The following is a 21,713-nucleotide window of genomic DNA, read 5'->3' on the forward strand; positions in this document are numbered from 1 at the left end:
GCGCCCCTCGTCAGCCTTAAGCCATGACGTGAGCCCGGGAAGGACGGTTGCACCCCCGCTCGCCAACCCGGTTGCATGGCCCCTGGCCGCCAGGTCGCCTTCCTGGCGGCGACATGCCTACGGGGGGCACACATGCAATCGAGAGGGACGGTCCTGGCGCTGGCGCTCGCGTCGCTGGTCTTCACCGCGTGCGGTACGCAGCGCTCCGGAGGAGAAGGTGACGGTACGGCGCTGAGCGTCACCGCCGTCGTCGTGGGGACGCCCATCGACGTCATCGTCATCGACGTGACGGCGCCGGATCTCGCGACGCCGCTGGTGTTCAACCTCACCGCCGTCGACGGGGTCGCCGCGGGGACGATCAGGGTCTCGCCTGGCACCGCCCGCACGATCCGCGCGCGGGGCTACGACACCACCGGCGAGATCACGCACGAGGGATCCGTCACGGTGGACGTGGCGCGCGGGACGAACGCCGCCGTCTCGATCCCCATGGTGCCGAGGTCCGGGCAGCTCCCGGTCAGCGTGGTGATCGGGCCGGTGTCGATCGTGGTGCAGCCCCTCGTGATGGAGCTGGTGCCCGGGGGAACGGCCCAGGCGACGGCGATCATCCGGGCTCCCAGCGGCGAGCTGGTGATCGCGGCGCCCCAGTGGGCGAGCACGGATCCCAGCGTCGCGACCGTCGACGATCTCGGGCTCGTGACGGCGCGGCGCGACGGTGACGCGCAGATCGTGGCGACCTACGGGGGCACGGCGGGCGTCGCCTCGCTCCACGTCGCGACCACGGCGCTGCCGTCGTACCCGGGGACCGTGCGGCAGCTCGGCACCGCCGGCGGCGACCGCGCCACGGCGGTGTTCCTCGGCTCGGCCGGAGACCTCCTCCTCGCCGGCGTCGTGGGCGACGCGTTCCCGGGCTTCACGAGCGCGGGGCTGAGCGACGCCTTCGTCGCGAACCTCGACCCGCTCGCCGCGCCCGTGTGGACGAGCCAGTTCGGGAGCGCGGACGCGGAGCGGGTGTCCTCCGCCGCGATCGACGCGGCGGGCGACGTGTACCTCGTGGCGCAGCGGTGGACGACCTCGTTCGTGACCGACGGGGGTTCGTACCTGGGCTCGTCTCTCGAGAAGGTGAGCGCCGCGGGGCTCCACGAGTGGTCGCAGCCCAGCATCGTCGCGAGCGGCTGGACGCTCACCCAGATCGCGTCGGTGGCGGCGGCGCCCGGGGGCGACGGGGTGCTGGTCGCGGCGATGGGCAGCGGAGGGAGCCTCGTCGCCACCGTGGACGGCGCCGGGCTCCAGCAGGCGGTGACGTCCGTGGTGCCCGGCTTTGCGTTCGACGTGGCGTCGAGCGCGGCCGGGCCGGTCGTGTCGGGCTGCTTCGCGAACACGACGGGGACGAGCTTCTGCGGCCCGACCTCGCCGGCCGGGGGCGCGTTCGTCACCGCCTTCGACGCGGCCGGGAGCGTCCGGTGGGATACGCGGCTCAGCGACCTCACCGTCTCGCAGGTCCTGACCACGATCGCCCTCGACGCCGCGGGCGACGTCTACGCCGCCGGCCACCGCACCGTCGTCGGCTCCGGCAACACCGACGTCGTCCTCGTCAAGCTGGACGGGGCGACCGGAGCCGTGCTGTGGACCCGGGTGCTCGACTGGTCCGCCTTCGAGATGCCCAGCCAGGTCGCCCTCGACGCGGCGGGAGACGTCTACGTCGTCGGTTTCACCGACGGCGGTGGCTTCGGCGGCAGGGACGCGTTCGTGATGAAGCTCGATCCCGCGGGTACCGAGCTGTGGATGCGTAGCATCGGGACCGCCGCGTCGGATCACGGCTCGGCGATCGCCATCGGCGCCAACGGCGTCGTGGTGGTGGGCTCGACGGCGGGCGCCTTCCCGGGCGCCACGAACGCGGGCAACACGGACGTGTTCATCACGACGGTGGGGTTCGGCGGCGAGCCGCTCTGATCGCCGCGCCCGACCGACGGATGGCGCGGCGCTCAGGTTCTCGAGCGTCGCGCCGGCGCCGTTCCCCGGCCTCCCTCGCCGCGTGGAGAGGGAGGCCGGGGGGCTGCGAATCGAACCGGCGGTTCCTGACCGCGGTCGGTCACGGCGCGACGAGCGCCGGGACGAGGGCGTTGTTCGACTCGTCCCGCTCGTACACGAACGTCCCCTTCTGCGGGTTCTCCGCCGTGTCCGCGAGCAGGCCGACGTACCCGGGGACGGTGGAGCTGAAGGTCAGCGCGACGTCCCGCTCCTCACCCGGAGCCATCACGTCCACCCACGCGAGCGCGACCTGCAGATCGCAGTCGAACCCGGCGTCGTCACACTCCGTGATCTGCGCGTCTCCGGTGACGTACGCCGCGAGGTAGAACCCGCTCGCGCCGGTGGGGCCGCTCGTGCGCCCGTCCCCGAGGTTCTTGAGGTGAGCGGTGACCGTGACGGTCTCGCCTGCCTGGATGGTCGTCGGCCCGGCCATCCCCGTGACCGCCACGTCGGACTGCGTGACCGTGACCCGACTCCCCAGGAGCGTGTTGTTGCGCTCGTTCGTCTCAGGGATGCGCTCGCCGCCGTAGCCGTCGGGACCATCCACGATCGCGCCGGCCCAGAACGTCCCCGGCCCGGAGCCGCCACCCGCCGGCACGTTCATCGTGACCGTCTTCTCCTGCCCGGGCGCGAAGTCCGAGAACCAGCCCGAAGCCCACGCCGGGTCGTCTGCCGTGATCGTCGCGTCGGACGAGAAGTAGACGACCACGTACACGCCGCCGGGAGAGTTCGTCGCGACGTTGCCGATGTTCTTCACCGTCGCCACGTACGTGGCCGGCTCCGCCTTGTTCACGACCGCGGGGACGTCCAGCCGCGTCACCACGAGATCCGGCCCGACCGCCGTGAACGCCGGAACGAGGGCGTTGTTCGACTCGTCGCGCTCGTAGACGAACGTCCCCTTCGCCGGGTTCTCGCCCGTGTCCGCGAGCAGGCCGATGTACCCGGGAATGGTCGAGCTGAACGTGAGCACGACGTCCCGCTCCTCACCAGGAGCCATCGTGTCCACCCAGACGAGCGCGCGCTGGAGGTCGCAGTCGAAGCCGGCGTCGTCACACTCGGTGATGTTCGCGTCGCCGGTGACGTACGCCGCGAGATAGAACCCGCTCGCGCCGATGGGTCCGCTCGTGCGCCCGTCCCCGAGGTTCTTGAGGTGCGCGGTGACCGTGACGGTCTCGCCTGCCTGGATGCTCGTCGGCCCTGCCATCCCCGTGACCGCCAGGTCGGACTGCGTGACCGTGATCTGCGTCCCGAGCAGCGTGTTGTCGTCCTCGTTCGTCTCGGGGACGCGCGCGCCGCCGTAGCCGTCGGGGCCGTCCACGATCGCGCCGGCCCAGAACACCCCCGGCCCCGAGCCTCCGCCGGCCGGCACGTTCATCGCGACCGTCTTCTCCTGCCCGGGCGCGAAGTCCGAGAACCAGCCCGAAGCCCACGCCGGGTCGTCGGGCGTGATGGTCGCGTCGGACGAGAAGTAGACCACCACGTACACGCCGCCGGGCGAGTTCGTGGCGACATTGCCGATGTTCTTCACCGTCGCCACGTACGTGGCCGGCTCCGCCTTGTTCACGACCGCGGGCACGTCCAGCCGCGTCACCACGAGGTTGGGCCCGTCGAGCGCGGCCGCCGACGAGCCGACCGCGAGGGCCACCACGACACCCAAGAGCTTCGAGCGCATCCAACTCCTCCGCGAGGCGCCCGCGCCTGGAGCGGGAGCTCGCCCCATGCGCGACCGCCTCATGACTGGTTGTGAAGCACACATCGCTAGCACGCTCAGCGCACGGGCGGCGCGGGCGGATTGTCGCAGGGACGCCACGCGCGCGGCGGGCGGCGCGGTTGCGCCAGCCGCTCCAGCGAGTCACGAGCGAGGTCCCGGAATCGCGCGCTCGCGCGCCCGTCGGCCCCTCACCGCTCAGCGATTCACGTTCACCACGAGCCGCCCGCGGACCTTGCCCGCGAGGACGTCGCGGGCCGCCCCGATCGCCTCGCCGAGCCCGATCTCGTGCGTGATGGCGTCGAGCTTGGTCGCGTCGAGGTCGCGCGCCAGCCTCGACCACGCCTCGAGGCGGAGCGCCCTGGGCGCCATCACGCTGTCGACGCCGTAGAGCGTGACGCCGCGGAGGATGAAGGGCGCCACCGTGGCCGGGAAGTCCATGCCCTGCGCGAGCCCGCAGGCCGCGACGGCGCCCCGGTAGCGGGTCGTCGCGCAGACGTTCGCGAGCGTGTGGCTGCCGACCGAGTCCACGGCGCCGGCCCAGCGCTCCTTGCCGAGCGGCTTGCCCGGCGCGGAGAGCTGGGCGCGGTCGATGACCTCCGCGGCGCCGAGCGACTGGAGGTAGCTCGCCTCGGCGGCGCGCCCCGTGGAGGCCACGACCCTGTAGCCGAGCCTGGACAGGATCGCGATCGCGACGCTGCCCACGCCGCCCGCGGCGCCGGTGACCAGCACCTCGCCGTCGCCGGGCTTCAGGCCGTGCTTCTCCAGCGCGAGGACGCAGAGCATGGCCGTGTAGCCCGCGGTGCCGATGGACATCGCCTGCCGCGACGTGAAGGCCGCAGGCACCGGCAAGAGCCACGCGCTCCTCACCCGCGCCTTCTGCGCGAGCCCGCCAAAGTGGCTCTCACCCACGCCCCACCCGTCGAGCAACACCCTGTCGCCCGGTGACCACGCGGGATCGCCGCTCGCCTCCACGACGCCGGCGAGGTCGATGCCCGGCACCATCGGGTACTTGCGCACGACCGGCGACGCGCCGGTGATGGCGAGGGCGTCCTTGTAGTTGAGGGTGGAGTACTCGACGCGCACGGTGACGTCGCCTTCCGGGAGCTGCGCCTCGTCGAGCTCGGCGAGGCGGGCCTCGTGCCCCGCGGCGGCCTTCTCCACGACGATCGCCTTGAACATTCGCGCCTCCTCCGTGCCCGTCCCCACTCGACGGGAGAGCGTCACGATCTCATGGTTCGCTCGGCGCGCTCGAGCCGCATCCGAGGTGCTGCGTTCGCGACCCGGGAAGAGCCGGCGCCGCAGAGCGACCTCGCCACGTCCAGAGCTAGGCGACGAGCTGGAACTTCGACTGGGGCGCGCCGCAGACCGGGCACTTGTCCGGCGGCGTGCCGAACTCGACGTCCCCACAGACGGGGCAGAGGTACACCTCCATCGTCGAGAGGTCGGCGCCGGACTCCAGCGCCTTCAGGGCCTGACCGAAGAGCCCTGCGTGGACCTTCTCGGCGGCGTTCGCGAACCCGAGCAGGTAGCGCGCCTTGTGGTTCTCGCGCTGGGCCTGCTCCACCATGGGCGGGTACATCTCGGTGTACTCGTAGGTCTCGCCGGCCACCGCGCTCTTCAGGTTCTCGAGCGTCGAGCCGACGCCGCCCATGTTGGCGAGGTGTCCGAGCGCGTGGATCGTCTCGGCCTCCGCCGCGGCACGGAAGAGCTTCGCGATCTGCGCGTAGCCCTCCTTCTCGGCCTGGCGCGCGAACGCGAGGTACTTGCGGTTCGCCTGGCTCTCGCCGGCGAAGGCGACCTTCAGGTTATCGACGGTGGCGGGCATGGTGGGTCTCCTGTTTGCGAGGCGAGATGGATACCACGGGCGAGCGCCGGCGCTCTTACAGCAGCACGTCCAGCGTGAGCCCGAGCGCCGTGTCCGTCGAGACCTTCGTCGGCGCGGGCCGGCTGTCGTGATTCACCGTGAACGACACCCCGAACGCCAGCGAGCGCGAGAGGCGCGTCGAGATCTTGGAGAGGCTGTTCAAGACGACCCTGCTCTCGCCGACGACGTTCGGCAGGACCTCGGCGTCCTCGGCGAAGAGGACGTCCTTGGAGATGGCGTACCTGAAGCCGAGCCCGGCGCGCGGGGCGTAGAGGGTGTCGTCGGGGAGCTGCGCGGCGGTGGGGTAGTACTGGTAGCGGGCCTCGTTCGCGAGCCGGAAGCCGAGGTCGGTGCGCAGGCTCGTCTTCCAGCCGGAGGGCCCGCCGGCGTCCACCCACACGACCGTCGCGCCGACCTCCCCCGTGCCGCGGAGCTCGACGCTCTTCACGTGGTCGGTCTCCGCCGCGCCGAGCACGTACGCGCTGTAGCGCTCGCCGAAGCGCCGATCGAGCCGGAGCTGGGCACCGGCCGCCTCCGCCACCGTCTGCGAGCCGGTGACGCCCGCCACGCGGTTCTGCCCGTAGCTCGCGGAGACCTTCGCGCCCCAGATCCACGACGCGCTCTTCCGCTCGGCGGCCGCGTTCGCGTTGAACGTCACCGTGTTCGAGTTGCCGGTGAGCGAGATGAGGCCGAGCCCGACGGTGCTGGACCAGCTCGTCGGGACCGCGTGCGCCGGCGCCGGGGGCGCAGCCGGGACCTCGAAGCGGGCGGGGACGACGGCCGCGACCCGGGCGGCGGCGTCGGCCGCACGGGCGGCAGCCTCTGCCGCGAGGAGCGCCGCGGCAGCCGCCTTCTCGGCTGCGGCGGCCGCGCGATCGGCGGCGACTTCGGGGGCCGCCGCGGTGGTCGCGGCGGGCGCCTCGGTCTGCGCCACGAGGAACGTGGCGAGGAGCATTGCGGCGGTGGTCATGTCGGTCTCGGGGGGTTCGGAGTCGGAATCGAGGGGGCGAGCGCACGGGCTCCGGGCTCGGAATCGTGCGGCAAAAGAGCGCGCTTCTCGGCGACCAGCGGGACGGGCGCGTGAAGCACGCTCGCCATTTTAGGCGAATGCGGCCATAAGGGTAGCTCTCCGGGGTACCTTTCCATCCTCGGCCCGAAAGGTGGGCCACAGATGGAGAGGAGCGGACGATTCAATGCCCGGCTGTCAGGCATTGGAGGTAATTTGCGCCCGTTCGCTTACTCCCCCCTTCAACATGAGGCTTGAAAAGTGACCAAAGTCAGAATCCTGACGTTCGCGGTGCTTGCGGCACTCGCAAACGCCGCGTCGGCCCAATCGTTCGAGCTCGAGCGGCTGCAGCTCGACCCTTCCGCGATCGGCTCCCTCGTCGTCGGGACGGGTGAGGTGAATCCCGCGAGGAGCTTCCGCCTTTCCGCTGCGGGCGACTGGGAGCATCGGCCGCTCGTGCGGCACGGCACCGAGCTGTTCGGCCGCCGCACCGGCGACGCGATCGTGAAGGACCGCCAGACGCTCCACCTCACGCTCGACTACGTCCCGGTGGAGCGCGTCGAGCTCTACGCCCGCGCGAGCTACGTCCTGAACCAGGACGGTGAGCGTGGCCTCTCGGCCGCGAAGAGCGACGGCTTCGGGATGCCCTCGTTCGGCATCCGCATCTCGGCGCTCTCGCAGCGCGACGGCGCCTCGCCGGTGAACGTCGCCTTCGCCGGCGAGTTCCTGCCTCCCTGGGGCACGGCGGGCGCGTTCGCCAAGTTCTCGAAGCCCGCGGCGCTGCTGAAGCTGGAGCTCGGCCGCGACCTCGGCAACGTGATCATCGGCGCGGAAGGCGGCCTCGTCGCGCGCGAGGGAGAGCAGATCCAGAACACGAACGTGGGCTCCGAGGTGATCTACGGGGCGACCATCGCGATGAAGGGGACCATCCGGCCCGAGCTGTCGTTCCGCGGCGCGACGCCCTTCGAGGCCGGCCCGAGCACCGCCGAGGTCCTCGCGGGCCTGCGCGCCGTCCTCGGCCCCGCGGAGCTGTTCGCGCTCGGCGGCCCGGGGTTCTTCAACGCGATCGGCACGCCCGAGTGGCGCGGCGTCGTCGGCCTCGCCTTCGGCATGGAGGGCGCGCGCGCGAAGAAGGAGGCCGCCCCCGAGCAGGCGGCGCCGCCGCCTCCGCCGCCCCCGGCCGCGGCCGCGCCGGTGGATCCCTGCGCTCCGGGGCAGTCGCACACGCCCGATCAGTGCCCCAACCTCGACGACGATGGCGATGGCGTCGCGAACAAGGACGACGCGTGCCCGACCGAGAAGGGCCTCCCTGAGCTGAAGGGCTGCCCGGCGAAGGACACGGACGGCGACGGCGTCCCGGATCACCAGGACAAGTGCCCGGACCAGGCCGGCCCTGCCGACAACCAGGGCTGCCCGCGCGTCGTGGTGCAGCCGGAGGCGAAGAAGATCGAGCTCCGCGAGAAGGTGCAGTTCGAGGCGGGGAAGGCCACCATTCGCCCCGAGTCGGACAAGCTCATCGAGGACATCGCGAACGTGCTGAAGGAGCACCCCGAGATCAAGCGCGTCCAGGTCGAAGGTCACGCGGACTCGAGCGGCAGCGCGGCCCTGAACAAGCGGCTCTCGCAGGCCCGCGCCGACGCCGTCGCGAAGGCCATCGCCGCCCGCGGCGTCGACAAGGCGCGGCTGTCCGCGAAGGGCTACGGCCCGAGCCGCCCGATCGCGTCCAACGACACGCCGGAGGGTCGCGAGGCCAACCGCCGGGTCGAGATCTCGATCGTGCAGTCCGAGTAGCGAGCCTCCGCTTCGCCGAAACCTCGAGGCCCCCGGTTCGCCGGGGGCCTCTTTTCTTCATTGGCGCAGATGCCCTCGAGCGCCTGCCGCCCGGCGTCGCCTGACTCAGGCGGCCATCCGCCCGCCTGTCGGCGCTGTCAGCCCCATCCGGTAGAACACGCCATGGCGACAGACCCGACGAACTCCTCGCCCGGCAAGGGTCGGGGTGCGGTCCCGTCCGACGAGGGTCCGTACAAGGACGAGATCGTCATCTCCTGGCCGGAGCTGCACCGCGACACGCGCTACCTCTCGCGCGTCCTGCACGAGCTCGGTGACTGGAAGGGCATCATCGCGATCACGCGCGGCGGCCTCGTTCCCGCGGCGCTCGTCGCCCGCGAGCTCGACATCCGGCTCATCGACACGGTCTGCATCGTCAGCTACGGCGGGGGCGAGTCCGGCGGCGCGGAGCAGAAGCAGGGCGAGCTCCGCTGGCTGAAGACGGTCCAGGGCGACGGCGACGGCTGGCTCCTCATCGACGACCTCGTCGACACCGGCCGGACCGCCCAGGCGGTCCGGGAGCGGCTCCCGAAGGCGCACTTCGCGACGCTCTACGCCAAGCCGCTCGGGCGCCCCATCGTCGACACGTTCGTGAAGGAGTTCCGGCAGGAGAAGTGGATCTACTTCCCCTGGGACATCGACTACCGGTTCGTCTCTCCGATCCGGCAGCGGCGCGAGACGGAGTGACGGCTCCGTGACCGCACCGCGCCTCGAGCTTCGGCACGTCACGAAGCGCTACGGGGACGTCGTCGCGAACGACGACGTCGCGCTCGCCGTCGCGCCCGGAGAGATCCACGCGATCCTCGGCGAGAACGGCGCGGGCAAGTCGACGCTGATGAAGATCGCCTACGGCGCGGTCGCGCCCGACGCCGGCGAGCTCCTCTGGGACGGCGCGCCGGCCGACATCCGCAGCCCGCACGACGCGCGCGCGCTCGGCATCGCCATGGTGTTCCAGCACTTCTCGCTGTTCGACTCGCTCACGGTCGCGGAGAACGTCTGGCTCGGCCTGTCCCGCACGGTGAGCCTGCGGGAGGTGGTCGAGGGGATTCGCGGGAAGGCGGCCGAGTACGGCCTCGACCTCGATCCGCACCGGCCGGTGCACGTGCTGTCCGTGGGCGAGCGCCAGCGCGTCGAGATCGTCCGGGCGCTCCTCGCGAACCCGCGGCTCCTGATCCTCGACGAGCCGACCGCCGTGCTCACGCCGCAGGCCGCCGACAAGCTGTTCGAGACGCTGCGGAAGCTCGCCGCCACCGGCTGCTCGATCCTCTACATCAGCCACAAGCTCCACGAGATCGTGGCGCTGTGCCACCAGTGCACCGTGCTGCGCGGCGGCCGCGTCGTGGCGAGCTGCGATCCGACCCGGGAGAGCACCGCGAGCCTCTCGCGCCTGATGATCGGCGCCGAGCCGCCCCGGCTCGAGCGGCGCCCCGCGAGCGCCGGCGCGATCGCCCTCTCGACGCGGGAGCTCACCCTCGAGAGCCACGACCGGTTCGGCGTCGCGCTCGAGGACGTCTCGCTCGACGTCCGCGCAGGAGAGATCGTCGGCATCGCCGGGGTGTCCGGAAACGGCCAGCAGGAGCTGCTCGCGGCCCTCTCGGGCGAGGACCCGCGCGCCGACGCCGGCGCGATCCAGCTCTTCGGGCAGCCGATCGGCCGGATGGGCGCGGCCGCGCGCCGCAAGCGCGGCCTGCACTTCGTCCCCGAGGAGCGGCTCGGCCGCGGCGCGGTGCCGGCGCTCTCGCTCGCGAACAACATGCTGCTGACGCGCAAGGAGGCGCTGCGCGCGTTCGGCTGGATCGACCGCGCCGCGCTCCGCGACCAGGCCTCCGGCGTGCTCCGGCGGTACTGGGTGAAGGCCGCGGGCCCGTCCGCCGCGGCGCGGAGCCTCTCGGGCGGCAACCTCCAGAAGTACATCGTCGGCAGGGAGCTCGACGCCGTCCCCAAGGTGCTCGTCGTGGCGCAGCCGACCTGGGGCGTGGACGTCGGGGCGGCGTCGCAGATCCGGGCGGAGCTCGTCGCGCTCCGCGACGCGGGGTGCGCCGTGCTCGTCGTCTCCGAGGAGCTCGAGGAGCTCTTCGCGCTCGCCGACCGGCTCCACGTGATCGCGAAGGGGCGCCTCTCACCGTCGATCCCGACGGCCGAGGCGACCGTCGAGCAGATCGGCGAGTGGATGAGCGGGCTGTGGGCGGGCGGCCCCGGTCAGGCGGCCGCGCTCGCCGGAGGGAGCCCATGATCCGCCTCGACGTCCGCCCGGTGCCCTCGCTCAGGATGAGCGTCCTCTCCCCGCTCATCGCGCTCGCGGTGACGGTGGCCGCCGGGGGCGTGCTCTTCCTCGCGCTCGGCAAGGACCCGGTGCGCGTGCTCTCGATGTTCCTCGTCGAGCCGTTCCACGGCGTGCGCGCGCTCACCGAGCTGGGCCTCAAGTGCACGCCGCTCATCCTGTGCGCGCTCGGCCTCGGGCTCTGCTTCCGCTCGAACGTGTGGAACATCGGCGCCGAGGGGCAGTTCCTCATGGGCGCCATCGCGGGGGGCGGGCTCGCGCTGTGGGTCACGACCGCGTCGGTCGCGCTCTCGCCGTGGGCGTTCTTCCCGCTGGTGGTGACGGCGGGGGCCGCGGGCGGAGCGGCGTGGGCGGCGATCGTGGCGCTCCTGCGGGACCGCTTCAACGCGAACGAGATCCTGGTCAGCCTGATGCTCGTCTACGTGGCGGACCTCTTCCTGTCCTGGCTCGTGTTCGGGCCGTGGAAGGACCCGCGGGGCTTCAACTTCCCGCAGACCGTGCAGTTCGCGGCGGCGACCGAGATCCCGCGGTTCGTGCGCGGCATGCGGCTGCACTGGGGGTTCGCGTTCGCGCTCGTCGCGGCCGTCCTCATGTGGCTGTTCATGTTCCGGACCCACCGCGGCATCCAGCTCCAGATCGGCGGCCCCGCGCCGGCGGCGGCGCGCTACGCGGGGTTCTCGTCGCGATCCGCGGTCTGGACGACGCTGCTCGTCTCGGGCGGGCTCGCCGGCGTGGCCGGCGCCTTCGAGGTGGCCGGCCCGATGGGCCAGCTCACGCCGCACGTGGCGAGCGGCTACGGGTTCACCGCGATCATCGTCGCCTTCGTGGGCCGGCTCCATCCGCTCGGCGCGGTGCTCGCCAGCGTCGTGCTCTCCGCGTTCGTGATCGGCGGGCAGCTCGCGCAGTCGCGCGTCGGCCTGCCCGCCTCGGTGAGCGGCGTGTTCCAGGGCATCCTGCTCCTCGCCCTGCTCGGCTGCGACACCCTCATCCACCACCGCCTCCGGCTCGTCCGGTGGACCTGGAGGACCGCGCCTTGAGCGAGGTCGCCCTGCTCGTCGCCGCGACGCTCGCCGCGGGCACGCCCCTCGCCATCGCCGGCCTCGGGCTGCTCCTCAACGAGCGCGCCGGCATCCTGAACCTCGGGGCCGAGGGCATGCTGCTCATCTCGGCCGTCGCGGGCTTCGCGGCGGCGTTCCACGGGGGGAGCGAGTGGCTGGGCTTCGCCGCGGGTGCCGCGGCGGGTGCGGCGGTGGCGGCCGTGTTCGGCTGGCTCGTGGTGTGGCTGAACACGAACCAGTACGCGACCGGGCTCGCGGTGAGCCTCTTCGGCTCGGGGTTCTCCGCGTTCGTGGGGATCGACTACGTCGGGCGGCAGCTCGGCGAGCAGCGCGCCCACGCGGTGCCGATCCTCGGCGAGCTGCCGTTCCTCGGCCCGGCCCTCTTCCGCCAGCACCCGATGGTCTACGTGGCGGTCGCGCTCGTCGGGGCCGCGTCCTTCTTCCTCTACCGGACGCGCGCGGGGCTCGTGCTGCGGGCGGTCGGCGAGTCGCCGCAGTCCGCGCACGCGCTCGGCTACGGCGTGCGCCGGATCCGCCTCGCCGCCGTGGTGACGGGCGGCGCGCTCTGCGGCGTCGCGGGGGCGTTCCTCTCGGTCGTCTACACGCCGCTCTGGGTCGAGGGCATGGTCGCGGGACGCGGCTGGATCGCCCTCGCGCTGACGGTCTTCGCGACGTGGCGGCCAGCCCGGATCCTCCTCGGCGCGTATCTGTTCGGCGGCGTCACCATGCTGCAGCTCCACCTGCAGGCGCAGGGCGTGGAGCTGCCGAGCCAGTTCATGGCGATGCTCCCCTACGTCGCGACCGTCGTCGTCCTCGTCCTCATCTCCCGGAATCCGCTCTGGATCCGCCTCAACATGCCCGCCTCGCTCGGGAAGCCGTTCTTCCCGGGCGCCTGAACGGCGGGACGCAGCGCCTCACCGCAGTCACCACCGCACCTAGAGAGAGGGGAGCCACATGACTCGTTCGTTCGTCCGCAAGCTCGCGCTCGGCGCCGTCGTCCTCGGGGCGACGCTCGCAGCCTGCGCCAAGAAGGAAGAGGCGCCGCCCGCGCCCGCCGCCGCCCCCACCGCGAAGGCCGAGCCGCTGAAGGCCGCCTTCGTCTACGTGGGCCCGGTCGGGGACTCCGGCTGGAGCTTCTCGCACGACCTCGGCCGCAAGAACGCGCTCGCGAAGTTCGGCGACAAGGTCACCACCACCTTCGTCGAGAAGGTCCCCGAGGGCCCGGACGCCGAGCGCGTCATCCGCGACCTCGTCGCCCAGGGCAACAAGGTCGTCTTCGCCACCTCGTTCGGCTTCATGGACGCGATGGTGAAGGTCGCGAAGGACCACCCGGACGTCTACTTCGAGCACGCCACGGGCTACAAGACCGCGGACAACCTCCGGGTCTACGAGGCCCGCTTCTACGAGGGCGCCTACCTCGCGGGCGTCGTCGCGGGCAAGATGACGAAGACGAACACCCTCGGCTTCGTCGCGTCGTTCCCCATCCCCGAGGTGCTCCGGAACATCAACGCGTACACGCTGGGCGCGCAGAGCGTGAACCCCAAGGTGAAGACGCGGGTGGTCTGGATCAACTCCTGGTTCGATCCGCCCAAGGAGACGGAGGCGGCGCAGTCGCTCATGAACCAGGGCGCCGACGTGCTGCTCCAGAACACCGACTCGACGGCCGTCCTCCAGGCCGCGGAGCGCAACGGCAAGTTCGGGTTCGGCTGGGACAGCGACATGAGCGCGTTCGCGCCGAAGGCGCACCTCGGCTCGGTCGCGCTGAACTGGACGGTCTACTACGAGAAGTCGTTCGGCGAGATCCTCGAGAAGCGGTGGAAGCCCGAGGTCACGAAGTGGGGCGTGAAGGAAGGAATGCTCGATTTCGTGAAGCCCGCCGCGTTCCTCCCCGAGGAGACGAAGAAGGCCGTCGAGGCCGCGCGCGAGGGGCTCAAGACCGGCACCGTCGCGGTGTTCAAGGGACCGGTCGTCGACAACACGGGCAAGGAGGTCCTCGCGAAGGACGCCGTCGCCGACGACACGTGGAAGGGCGCGATCAACTTCTACGTGAAGGGCGTCGAGGGGAAGGTTCCCTCGAGCATGTAGCCGACCTGGCCGTCTCACGGCACGGCAGCACAGCGGCCCCGACCGGCTTTCGCCGGCCGGGGGCCGTTCCATCTCTCGAGGCCTGAGCGGCGGCGTCACCGGTCACTGGCGCTCGTGGTGGCGCCGCTCCTCGTCCTCCTCGAACACGCCTTCCGCCGTCTCGTGCTCCCGCTCGATGGGCGGAGCGACGGTGCGCTCCCGCTCATGCGTCTCACGCTCGGCCGGGCGAGGCTCGGTCCGGCGCTCTTTCTGATCCTTTCCCTTCATGTCGTTTCCCCCTCACCCAACGGTAGCGCCGGGCGGCCGCCCAGGCCCGGCATCACCACCGCTGGCCGCCAGCGCGGGCGGGCGCTCGCCGCCCCGTCCCGCGCCGCGCGAGAGAGCGCCCGGGCTTCCGCGGAGCGCGCAGGCGGGAGGTCCCTCTCGAAGCACGCCTCAAGGCGTCACGATCGGCCACTGCGGCTCGAACTTGTCGAGCATGCCCATCAGCTCCGCGAGCTTCTGGACGTTGCCCACCGCCTGGATCCTGCCCGCCTTCACCTCCGTCTGGAAGTCGGTCTGGCCGAGGAGGATGGCGTTCAGGGTCGCGCGGGCGAGCGTGAAGCTCGCGTCCGCCGCCGGGTCGAGCCCCGGGTGATGAGTCAGGGCGGAGTTGGACAGGTTGAGGGCGTAGCTCTCGTTGCGCTCGGTGAAGGTCCAGTTGAGGAGCATGCGCTGGCCGTTCGCCTTGGCCGCGTCGAGGAGCACGCCCCAGTAGTCGAACAGGAGGGGGATCGTCATCGACCGGATCGTGTCCGCGCTGCCGGTCGCCGCGCCTCCCGGCGCCGGCGCGAGCCCGTCCCGCAGCTCCTGGGCGCCGGACAGGTAGAAGTTGCGCCAGATGGGCGACTCCGCCTGATAGCCGAGCTGCTCCAGGGCGGCCGCCTGCAGCTTGCGGGCCTCGACGTTGTCGGGCTCTGCGAAGACCACCTGGTTCATCAGCTGCGCGACCCAGCGGTACTCTCCGTGCTTGAAGTCCTGCTGTGCCCTCGCCGTCACCACGCTCGCGCCGCCCATGTACTCCACGTACTTCCTGGCGGCCTCGACCGGCGGCAGCGGATCCAGGTTGGCCGGATTCCCGTCGAACCAGCCGAGGTAGCGCTGGTAGATGGCCTTCACGTTGTGCTTGAGGGTGCCGTAGTGATCGCGCACGTACCACAGCTTCGCCAGGCTCGCGGGGAGCTTGATCACCTCGGCGATCTCGACGGGGACGTAACCCTGGTTGAGCAGGTGCAGGGTCTGGTCGTTCATGAACTTGTACAGGTCGCGCTGATCGGCCATGAGCTGCACCGCCGGGCCCCTCCCCCACCGCGGCCAGTTGTGCGAGGCGATGAGCACGTCGGCCTGGCTCCCGTACCGGGCGATCAGCTCGTCCAGGCTCGCCGCCCATTTCCTGGGATCGCGCACCTGGGCGCCGCGCGGGGTCAGCGTGTTGTGCATCAACGGACAGGCGATCTCCGCCGCGTCCAGCACCCGGAGCTCGGGGAAGTAGAGGGTCATCTCGGCCGGCGCTTCCGTCTGCGGAGCCATCACGAACTCGATCTGCACGCCGTCCAGGTTTCGCGTCTCCCCGGAGCGCGTGATCGTGTCCGTGGGAGCGATGAGCGAGACGGTGCCGACCGACTGCGACTTCCCCAGCCCGTCGTCCACCGTCCCGGTGGCGGTCTTGGGCAGGAGGTATCCGAACATGTACGAGGCCCGCCGCGACATGGCCGTGCCGGCGTAGACGTTCTCGCTGACGGCCGCGTCCAGGAACCCCTCGGGAGCGAGCACGGTCACGTCACCGCTCAGGACGTCCGCCTCGGAGACGACCCCCTTCACCCCGGCGTAGTGGTCGTGGTGGGAGTGCGTGTAGACGACGGCCTTCACCGGCCGCACGCCGCGATGCTGGTAGTAGAGCTCCAGGGCTGCCTTGGACGTCTCGGTCGCGGTCAGCGGGTCGATCACGATCACGCCGCTCTGGCCCTCGACGATCGTCATGTTCGCGAGGTCGAAGTTCCGGACCTGGTACACGCGCTCGGTGACCTGGAAGAGCCCGTGGGTGAGGTTCACCTGGGCGTGCCGCCAGAGGCTGGGGTTCACCGTCGCCGGTGCCTCGGGCTGCTGCAGGAACTCGAACTCCTGAAGCGAGAACACGATCGTCCCGTCGTCCCTCACGATCGTCAGGTCCGGCAAGGTGGCGATGAATCCTCGCTGCGCGTCGTCGTAGTCCTGGCGGTCCGAGAACGGCAGCTCCTGCAGCACCTGTGCGTTGTGCGCGATCGTGGCCGGCTCGGCCGGCCCCGGGGCCGTCGCCTTGCGAGGGCCCGCTCTCGATCCGGCCGCGGCCGGAGTGGCCTGCAGGATCGCCGCCAGCAGCGCGACGGCGATCATCAGGCGGCGGAGCGTCGTCCTCTCCCCTGCGGTCGCGCCCCCGTTCGACGGCCCTCGCCGAGATGATGAAACGACTTCGACCGGCTCCGGCGCGATTTCCGCGAAGCCCCTCACGCTGGCGATGTTCATGACACCCCCAGGCGCGGGCACGCACCTCGAGCGCCTCGCGCCCAGGCCCACCCTAGGCTCGCGGGGCGCGACCACCGCGAGGGATGCAGGGGTGACACGGTCGCGTGCGCCAGCGAACCGCGATCGGTCGGCGGCTCCGCGAACCGCGGTGATGGCAGGCGAGACGAGCGCCCGCTCATCCGCCGGCGGCGCGCCCGAGCAAGGCGGACGCTCTCTCACCGGAAGAGCGCCGGCCCTGGCGCTCCCGGAGCGAACCTCCGCTCGACGGAGGGTGACGTCGCGTCTGGTAGCATGGACCCTCGCGATCCGGAGGGGCCCAATGGCGAGCAAGAAGGTTCCGAGGAGGAGAGCGGGGCGAACGAGCAAGGCCGCGAAGCCGGCGAAGCGGACGACTGCCCGTGGGAGCCGCCCTCGCCGCTCGACGGTGGCCGCCACGCCGCTCGAGCCGGTCCGGGGCGCGACCCGCAGGGACGTCGGCCACGTCCGGCTCGAGGTCGGGCCCGCGGGAGCGGCGCGGGTGAAGCGCGTGGTGTATCCGCCGGGTTTCCGCTGGTCCGTCGACATGAAGCCGGAGGTCGGCACCGATCTCTGCATGCACGGACACGTCGGCTTCCTCGCGAGCGGCGCGATCCGGATCGAGTACCCGGATGGCTGCGCCCTCGAGCTCGTGGCACCGCAGGTCGTGGCGATCGAGCCGGGGCACGACGGCGCCGTGATCGGCGACGCGCCGGCCGTGCTCATCGAGCTCGACTTCGAGGGGGCGACGGTCGAGCGCTTCGGCCTCCCGGCGTCGCATCGGCACGCGTGAACCTCCTCGCCCGAGCGTGACCCTGTCCATGGAGCCGCTGCCGTACATCGACGAGCACAGCCGGCCGATCGACGCTCCCGCCGACGCGGTCTGGACGGCGCTGCTGAAGGTCCTGCGCCGTGAGATGGGCGGCAGCGCGACGTTCGCGCGGCTCCTGGGCTGCGATCCGGCGCAGGGCACGGCCGCGTTCGCCGGACGGCCGGGGGAGACGGTGCCGGGCTTCAGGGTGGTCGAGGCCGAGCCGGGGCGGCGGCTCGCCCTGCGCGGTCGCCACCGCTTCTCCAGCTACGCGTTGACGTTCGTGCTCGACGGCGGCCGCCTGCGCGCGCAGACGCACGCGGCCTTTCCCGGCGTCCTCGGACGGCTCTACCGTGCGGCCGTGATCGGGACCGGCGGACACCGGATCATGACGCGGCGCCTGCTGCGCCAGGTCGCCCGCGCGACGTGAAGTGTCGGGCAGCGCGACCCCTCACGGAGCGTCACCCCACCCCGGCCGCTCGAGCGATGAGGAGCAACCCTGCCCCGACGGCGAGCGCCCCGGTGGCTCGCGCCACGCGCTCACCGGCCGGCGCGAGACGCTCGACGGTGATGGCCGCCGTCACGACGGCCATCGCGCGAAGGTCCATGACTCCGACGACCAGGAGGACCGCGGTCGGACCCGCACAGCAGAAGGTGCAGTGAAGGCCGAGGCGCAGGCCGTGGCGCCAGGCCGTGCCGGCTCCGGCTGGCAGCGCGCGGCCGCGCCCCGGCGCCTCCCGGCAACAGGCGAGGTGCCGCGCCTTCCACGCGGTGAGCTGGCAGGCGCCGGCCACGAGGACGACCCCGCCGACCGCGATCGGCACGGCGCGCGCGAGCGCCGGCTGCTGCATCTCGGCGGACGCCAGCGCGACCCCCAGCGGAAAGATGGCCACTCCGAGCACGGTCCAGACGAAGAAGTAGCCAGCGCCCACGAGCGCCGTCAGGAGACCGAGGCGCGCCTCGCCGGTGCTGCCGACGGCCTCGCGGTAGCGCCTCAGCATGGGGACGAGGGACGGCAGCATCATCGCCACCATCATCACGACCCACATGCCGAGGAAGGACGCCGCGGCGCCGAGCCACGTCTGTCCGGGCATCCGCATCCAGGCCATCGACATCGTCCAGCCGCCGGGCATCGGCATCCCGCCCATGGCCGACATCGACGCGCACCAGCCGATCGTCACCGCCGCGCTGCCAGCGAAGAGCAGCGCCGAGACGCCCAGGAACCTCTGCCGGGAAGCTCGCTCGGAAAGCTCGGAGAGCATGCGTGAGATCTCCCGTCCCGCAGCCGCGCCAGCAGCGCCGGTCTCGCTTCAGCCCCTGTAGTACTCGTCGTGGCGGCGCCACCAGACGCCCGTCTCGTTGCGCCCCCTGGGTGCGCGATCGAGCCACTGGTACATGCCCCAGAGCCCGTCGACCCCGCGCGAATAGGCGGAGTAGGTGTGGTAGACGACGCCGTCCTCGAGCACGAACGCGCTCACGCCCGGCCGCTCGCGCGTGTACGTGGCCACGTCGGTGCCGGTCATGGCCGCGATCTCGGCGACGGGGCCCTCGCCGTCTTCCCCGACCAGCGCGCTCTGCTGCCAGGCCGCCCCCTCGCGCCGGTAGTTGTACTCGATGCCCCCCTCGCGCTGTTGCCTCTCGGTGAAATGGACGGCGAAGTCGAGGTTGAAGTCGCCGCCGAACGAGGACGCCCAGGGGAACGTCCACCCCATCCGCCGCTTGTAGGCCTGCAGCTTCGCGAGCGGCGCCCGCGACACGGCCGAGAGCGTGACGTCGTGGTGGGCCAGGTGGACGACGGAGCCGCTGAACCCATCGGCGATCGCCGAGCAGGACGGACACCCCGCCGCGTAGTCGGGCCCGAACATGAAGTGGTAGACGAGGAGCTGCGAGCGCCCGCGGAAGAGCTCCTTCAGCGAGGCGCTCCCCTCGTCGGTCTCGAAGCGATACTCCTTCTCGACCCGGACCCACGGCAGCTCCTGCCGCCGCCGCGCCAGCTCGTCGCTGCGCCGCGTCAGCTCCTTCTCCGCCTCGAGCAGCTCCAGCCGAGCTGCGAGCCACTCTCCACGTGTACCGGTGTGGTGCGTCGTCATCGCGCTCTCCCTTCCTGTCACGCTTCGGGGCGGCGTCGGTCCGCCCGCTGTCGGCAGGGATCGTTCCCTGCGTGGCCAGAGGTAACGTCCACCGAAGGGAGTCGGGAGTAACAACGGCGACGGGATTAGGTTCCGAAGATGGACGCCTCGATCACGGCGGCAGGGCGCGCGCTGCGCGCGGGGGATCCGCTCGGCGCGCTCGGGCGCGTGGCCCTGCGGGACGACCCGGCGGCCCTCGCGCTGCGCGGGATCGCGATGGCCCAGCTCGGGGACCTGGGGCGGGCGCGGGAGCTCTTGCGACGGGCCGCGCGTGGCTTCGGGCCGCGGGAGACGCTCGCGCGGGCGCGCTGTCTCACGGCGGAGGCGGAGGTGGCGCTGGCCGCGCGGGATCTCGCCTGGGCGCCGCGGGCGCTGAGCGAGGCCCTGCGCACGTTCGCCGCTCGCGGCGAGCGGGACAACGCGGCCCACGCCCGGCTGCTGCAGATCCGCCGCCTCTTGCTGCTCGGCCGGGTCGACGAGGCGGACGTCGCGTGCGCTCGGCTCGAGCTCGACGCCGGGCCCGCCCGGCTCGCGGCCGTGGCCGCCCTGGTGACCTTCGAGATCGCGCTCCGCCGGGGGCGAGCCGAACGGGCGCGCGCGGCCCTCGCGCGCGCGCGGGAGGCGGCGGCGCGATCGGGCATCGGGGCGCTGCGCGCCGAGATCGAGCAGGCAGGACGGGCCCTCGTCCTGCCGGCGGCGCGTCTCGTCGCCGCGGGCGAGGCGCGATCCCTGACCCTGGCGGAGGTGGAGGCCGTGCTCACCTCGTCGGACCTGGTCGTCGACGGCTGCCGGCGGGCGGTGCGCCGCGGGGAGCGGGTGGTGCGGCTCGCGCGCCGGCCGGCGCTGTTCGCGCTGCTGTGCGGTCTCGCGGAGGCGTGGCCCGGCGAGGCAGCGCGCGACGGCCTCATCCAGCGCGCGTTCGGCGCGCGTCGGACCAACGCCTCCCACCGCGCGCGCCTGCGGGTCGCGATGGGGCGCCTGCGTCACACGCTGCGGCCGCTCGCCGGGATCCGGGCCACCGCCGGTGGCTTCTGCCTGGTCGCGCCAGAGGCGGGCACGGTGCGGCTGCTGGCACCGCCCATCGAGAGCCCCGACGCCGCCGTCCTGGCGCTGCTCGCCGACGGCGAGGCCTGGTCGACCTCGGCGCTGGCGCTGGCACTGGGGTCCAGCCAGCGGACGGTGCAGCGGGCCCTGGCAGCCCTCGAGGAGGCCGGCCAGGTGCGCGCCCTGGGCCGCGGCCGCTCCCGGCGCTGGCTCTCCGCGCCAGTGGCCGGATTCGCGACATCCTTGTTGCTCCCGGTCTCCGACGGACACGGTCAGGATAGGGAAAGGGGCAGGCGATGAGCAGAGAGAGCGACTCGGAGCGGCCGGCCGAGGTGGTGCGCGAGTACGGGCCCTTCCCCGACGCACGGCGCGTGAACGGCGTCAGCTTCGACGGCAGCCTGGTCTGGTTCGCCAGCGGCGAGAAGCTGCAGGCCTTCGAACCGGCGAGCGGCAGGATCGTGCGCGCGCTCGACGTCCCCTGCGATGCCGGGACGGCCTTCGACGGCAGGCACCTCTTCCAGATCGCGGGCGATCGCATCCACAAGATCGACCCGGTGACCGGTGAGGTCCTCTCGAGGATCCCGGCTCCGGGTGGCGGCGCCGGAGACTCGGGGCTCGCCTGGGCCGAGGGTACGCTCTGGGTCGGCCAGTACCGCAACCGGAAGATCCACCAGATCGATCCCGACACGGGCGCGATCCTGCGCACGATCGAGTCGAACCGCTTCGTCACCGGAGTCACCTGGGTGGACGACGAGCTCTGGCACGGGACATGGGAAGGCGGCGAGGCCGAGCTCCGCCAGGTCGATCCCGAGACGGGCGAGGTGCTGACCCGCCTGACGATGCCCGAGGGCACGGAGGTGAGCGGGCTCGAGTCGGATCAGGGCGACTTCTTCTACGCAGGGGGCGGCGCGAGCGGCCGGATCCGCGCGGTGCGCAAGCCGCGCCGCCGGTCGGGACGCTAGACCGCGCGCGCTGGAAGGCGCTCGCGCTGGCCGATTCGCGCCGGCGCTCGGAGCACCTCGCCCCCTCGCCCAAGGCGAGAGGCGCTTCGCCAGGCCGGCAGCCGAGGCGCCGCGGGGCAGCCAACGCGCTCTCCTGCGAGGCGAGCCATCTCGCACGGCGTCGTTCGGATCCACGCGACGGGATCTCGCCGCGGCCGGCCACGAGCTCTCGCCGAGACGGGAGCTCGCCGGATCCCGTTTCGGGGCGCCGCCGCACGGAAACCGCTGCAGGGCACACGGATCCTCGCCGCGGCGCGCCTGGTACAGGCCATGCGATGGCGTCGGGTGTCCCACGCGAGACCGAGCGGCTCG

19 protein-coding genes are annotated in these 21,713 nt (G+C 72.2%); 11 read left to right on the plus strand and 8 right to left on the minus strand.

Annotated features, from left to right (window positions below):
- Positions 1-132: 132 nt before the first annotated feature.
- A complete protein-coding gene (locus MNZ29_RS00985; protein WP_242332960.1) occupies positions 133-1,950 on the plus strand; it encodes an Ig-like domain-containing protein in 1,818 nt (605 codons plus the stop codon).
- Positions 1,951-2,089: 139 nt separating this feature from the next.
- On the opposite strand, the gene MNZ29_RS00990 is transcribed toward MNZ29_RS00985, so the two are convergent.
- From MNZ29_RS00990 to MNZ29_RS01005, 4 genes are all read right to left on the minus strand, one after another.
- On the minus strand, positions 2,090-3,700 hold the full coding sequence (locus MNZ29_RS00990) for a CARDB domain-containing protein (RefSeq protein WP_242332962.1): 1,611 nt from the start codon (positions 3,698-3,700) through the stop codon (positions 2,090-2,092).
- Between the two features lie 234 nt (positions 3,701-3,934).
- Positions 3,935-4,918, minus strand: coding sequence for an MDR family oxidoreductase (locus MNZ29_RS00995; RefSeq protein WP_242352275.1), 984 nt, complete (start codon positions 4,916-4,918; stop codon positions 3,935-3,937).
- Positions 4,919-5,063: 145 nt separating this feature from the next.
- The gene (locus MNZ29_RS01000) at positions 5,064-5,564 is read right to left on the minus strand and encodes a rubrerythrin family protein (RefSeq protein WP_242332966.1); all 501 of its coding nucleotides are present in this window, start codon (positions 5,562-5,564) and stop codon (positions 5,064-5,066) included.
- 55 nt (positions 5,565-5,619) lie between these two features.
- A complete protein-coding gene (locus MNZ29_RS01005) occupies positions 5,620-6,573 on the minus strand; it encodes a DUF481 domain-containing protein (RefSeq protein ID WP_242332968.1) in 954 nt (317 codons plus the stop codon).
- A 297-nt stretch (positions 6,574-6,870) separates the two neighbouring features.
- Here MNZ29_RS01005 and MNZ29_RS24780 point away from each other — a divergent pair, with 297 nt between their 5' ends.
- From MNZ29_RS24780 to MNZ29_RS01035, 6 genes are all read left to right on the plus strand, one after another.
- The gene (locus MNZ29_RS24780; protein ID WP_242332969.1) at positions 6,871-8,400 is read left to right on the plus strand and encodes an OmpA family protein; all 1,530 of its coding nucleotides are present in this window, start codon (positions 6,871-6,873) and stop codon (positions 8,398-8,400) included.
- Between the two features lie 162 nt (positions 8,401-8,562).
- Positions 8,563-9,123 (plus strand): xanthine phosphoribosyltransferase, encoded by a 561-nt coding sequence (gpt, locus tag MNZ29_RS01015; protein ID WP_242332971.1) that lies wholly within the window; start codon positions 8,563-8,565, stop codon positions 9,121-9,123.
- A 7-nt stretch (positions 9,124-9,130) separates the two neighbouring features.
- Positions 9,131-10,669 carry an ABC transporter ATP-binding protein gene (locus MNZ29_RS24785; RefSeq protein ID WP_242332973.1) on the plus strand — a complete coding sequence of 513 codons (1,539 nt, stop codon included), beginning with the start codon at positions 9,131-9,133 and terminating at the stop codon, positions 10,667-10,669.
- Positions 10,666-11,754 carry an ABC transporter permease gene (locus tag MNZ29_RS01025; RefSeq protein WP_242352277.1) on the plus strand — a complete coding sequence of 363 codons (1,089 nt, stop codon included), beginning with the start codon at positions 10,666-10,668 and terminating at the stop codon, positions 11,752-11,754. Before MNZ29_RS24785 ends, MNZ29_RS01025 begins: the two co-directional genes overlap by 4 nt.
- The gene (locus MNZ29_RS01030) at positions 11,751-12,671 is read left to right on the plus strand and encodes an ABC transporter permease (protein ID WP_242332977.1); all 921 of its coding nucleotides are present in this window, start codon (positions 11,751-11,753) and stop codon (positions 12,669-12,671) included. The genes MNZ29_RS01025 and MNZ29_RS01030 overlap by 4 nt, the downstream gene beginning before the upstream one ends.
- Before the next feature lie 58 nt (positions 12,672-12,729).
- The gene (locus MNZ29_RS01035) at positions 12,730-13,860 is read left to right on the plus strand and encodes a BMP family ABC transporter substrate-binding protein (protein WP_242332979.1); all 1,131 of its coding nucleotides are present in this window, start codon (positions 12,730-12,732) and stop codon (positions 13,858-13,860) included.
- A gap of 102 nt (positions 13,861-13,962) precedes the next feature.
- On the opposite strand, the gene MNZ29_RS01040 is transcribed toward MNZ29_RS01035, so the two are convergent.
- Together MNZ29_RS01040 and MNZ29_RS01045 are read right to left on the minus strand one after the other, a co-directional pair.
- Positions 13,963-14,127, minus strand: coding sequence for a hypothetical protein (locus tag MNZ29_RS01040; RefSeq protein ID WP_242332981.1), 165 nt, complete (start codon positions 14,125-14,127; stop codon positions 13,963-13,965).
- Positions 14,128-14,295: 168 nt separating this feature from the next.
- Positions 14,296-16,272 carry an alkyl/aryl-sulfatase gene (locus MNZ29_RS01045; protein WP_242332983.1) on the minus strand — a complete coding sequence of 659 codons (1,977 nt, stop codon included), beginning with the start codon at positions 16,270-16,272 and terminating at the stop codon, positions 14,296-14,298.
- A gap of 553 nt (positions 16,273-16,825) precedes the next feature.
- On the opposite strand from MNZ29_RS01045, the gene MNZ29_RS01050 reads away from it, so the two are divergent.
- Both MNZ29_RS01050 and MNZ29_RS01055 read left to right on the plus strand, forming a co-directional pair.
- Positions 16,826-17,209 (plus strand): hypothetical protein, encoded by a 384-nt coding sequence (locus MNZ29_RS01050; protein ID WP_242352279.1) that lies wholly within the window; start codon positions 16,826-16,828, stop codon positions 17,207-17,209.
- A gap of 28 nt (positions 17,210-17,237) precedes the next feature.
- Positions 17,238-17,657 (plus strand): hypothetical protein, encoded by a 420-nt coding sequence (locus MNZ29_RS01055; RefSeq protein WP_242352281.1) that lies wholly within the window; start codon positions 17,238-17,240, stop codon positions 17,655-17,657.
- A 31-nt stretch (positions 17,658-17,688) separates the two neighbouring features.
- Here the strand turns inward: MNZ29_RS01055 and MNZ29_RS01060 are convergent, their stop codons facing one another.
- Both MNZ29_RS01060 and MNZ29_RS01065 read right to left on the minus strand, forming a co-directional pair.
- Positions 17,689-18,489 carry a DUF2182 domain-containing protein gene (locus tag MNZ29_RS01060; protein WP_242352283.1) on the minus strand — a complete coding sequence of 267 codons (801 nt, stop codon included), beginning with the start codon at positions 18,487-18,489 and terminating at the stop codon, positions 17,689-17,691.
- A gap of 48 nt (positions 18,490-18,537) precedes the next feature.
- Complete coding sequence (locus tag MNZ29_RS01065) at positions 18,538-19,317, minus strand: thioredoxin family protein (RefSeq protein ID WP_242332991.1); 780 nt, start codon at positions 19,315-19,317, stop codon at positions 18,538-18,540.
- 138 nt (positions 19,318-19,455) lie between these two features.
- Here MNZ29_RS01065 and MNZ29_RS01070 point away from each other — a divergent pair, with 138 nt between their 5' ends.
- Both MNZ29_RS01070 and MNZ29_RS01075 read left to right on the plus strand, forming a co-directional pair.
- Positions 19,456-20,700 carry a helix-turn-helix domain-containing protein gene (locus tag MNZ29_RS01070; RefSeq protein WP_242332994.1) on the plus strand — a complete coding sequence of 415 codons (1,245 nt, stop codon included), beginning with the start codon at positions 19,456-19,458 and terminating at the stop codon, positions 20,698-20,700.
- Positions 20,697-21,362, plus strand: coding sequence for a glutamine cyclotransferase (locus MNZ29_RS01075; RefSeq protein WP_242332996.1), 666 nt, complete (start codon positions 20,697-20,699; stop codon positions 21,360-21,362). Before MNZ29_RS01070 ends, MNZ29_RS01075 begins: the two co-directional genes overlap by 4 nt.
- Positions 21,363-21,713: the final 351 nt, after the last annotated feature.

This window comes from Anaeromyxobacter sp. SG64 (assembly GCF_022690745.1).
Lineage (GTDB): Bacteria > Myxococcota > Myxococcia > Myxococcales > Anaeromyxobacteraceae > Anaeromyxobacter > Anaeromyxobacter soli.